The 1,352-nt window shown below is 75.1% G+C and carries 2 protein-coding genes; one reads left to right on the forward strand and one right to left on the reverse strand.

Going from position 1 to position 1,352, the window contains the following annotated elements:
• Positions 1–52 precede the first annotated feature (52 nt).
• Positions 53–349, forward strand: a complete 297-nt coding sequence (locus C1I99_RS31585) for a ferredoxin (RefSeq protein WP_111137781.1) — start codon at positions 53–55, stop codon at positions 347–349.
• A 327-nt stretch (positions 350–676) separates the two neighbouring features.
• Here C1I99_RS31585 and C1I99_RS31590 read toward each other — a convergent pair whose 3' ends face one another.
• Positions 677–1,249, reverse strand: coding sequence for a hypothetical protein (locus tag C1I99_RS31590; RefSeq protein WP_111137780.1), 573 nt, complete (start codon positions 1,247–1,249; stop codon positions 677–679).
• Positions 1,250–1,352 lie beyond the last annotated feature (103 nt).

Raw genomic sequence — 1,352 nt, forward strand, 5'->3', positions numbered from 1 at the left:
GGCGTTCGGGTACCGTCGGGGCGTGGGACGGGAGAACATGGGGGGTGCGCCGGTGGCGGAGGTCGCAACCGACCAGTTGCAGGTCTGGGTGGACCAGGATCTCTGCACAGGAGACGGGCTCTGCGTACAGTACGCGCCGGAGGTCTTCGAGTTCGACATCGACGGCCTGGCGTACGTCAAGGGCTCCGACGGCGAACTGCGGCAGGCGCCGGGCAGCCGGGTCGAGGTCCCCGCGCACCTGCGCCTCGAGGTGATCGACTCGGCGAAGGAGTGCCCGGGCGAGTGCATCCACGTGGTGCGCGCCAGCGACGGCGTCGAGCTCGCCGGCCCGGACGCCGAGGAGGACTGACCGGCCCCGTCCGCCAGCTCTGACGGGCTGTCCGCCGCCGCTGGGGCCCGCCCGCCGGGCCGAGCTCGGTACACCCTGTCGAGCTGCCCCGTCGGCACGACCAGGCCCGACACGGGCCCCGCCCCGTCTGTGCGGGCAGCTCGACAGCGCCCACACCTGGCGACAGGTCCGCACGCCCCGTTCCACGGGGCACCTCGACAGCCCCGGCGGCCGAAACCACCGGTTCGCACGCGCGCCCGCCGGCCCGCAGGACGCTACGAGCACACTGAGCGGTCCGCCGGGAGGCCCGAGGCGCCGTGGCCGGGCCCGGGTGCCCACGCGCACCGCTCACAGCATCGGGCGGCCCACCACCGAGGCGACCAGCCGGGCGAACTCCTCCAGCCGGGCGATCTGCCCGGCCCCGCCGTCGTCGAGGGTCTTGCCGAAGCGCAGCGCGTCGTGCCGGGGCCCGCCGGCCGTCTCCTCGCTGGGCGGGGCCTCGTCCAGCGAGGTCAGCAGCAGGTAGACGTCGATGCTGTCCACCCGGATCGCCCCGCTGTCGTCGCGGGTCAGCCGGCGCCGGCACCCGACCTCGGTGACCGTGGAGACCGGCACCACCCGCAGCGACGAGGTCATCGATCCGGGCGGCCCCTCCCCCGGCGGTACGTCCTCGCCGTGCCAGAGGACGAGCCGGCTGCCGTCGCAGACCACGACCTCCTGCCACACCCCGTTGACCTCGTTGACGAAGCGTTCCAGGGTGAAGCCGAGCACCGAGGCCCCCCGCAGCACCCCGCCGAGCGCCTCCAACGCCACGTCCGGGTCGCGCAGGTACGCCCGCGCCGCCGATTCGAGATCCTGGTAGGGGGACCAGTCCGGGAACACCGCCGGCACATCGCCACCGCCGAAGCCCGGCCGGCTCATGCCACCTCCCCGGGGCGTGGCCGGCCCGCACCGACCGGCCGGAACGACCCGCTCACTCCCCGCCGCCCCATTCCTCGGTCACGCCTCCCCGGCCGGCTCCGCC

Source organism: Micromonospora deserti (assembly GCF_003236335.1).
Taxonomy (GTDB): Bacteria; Actinomycetota; Actinomycetes; order Mycobacteriales; family Micromonosporaceae; genus Micromonospora; species Micromonospora deserti.

Coding starts and splice junctions, on each gene's coding strand:
- C1I99_RS31590 (WP_111137780.1), bottom strand. CDS start 1,249: ATGAGCCGGCCGGGCTTCGGCGGTGGCGATGTGCCGGCGGTGTTCCCG.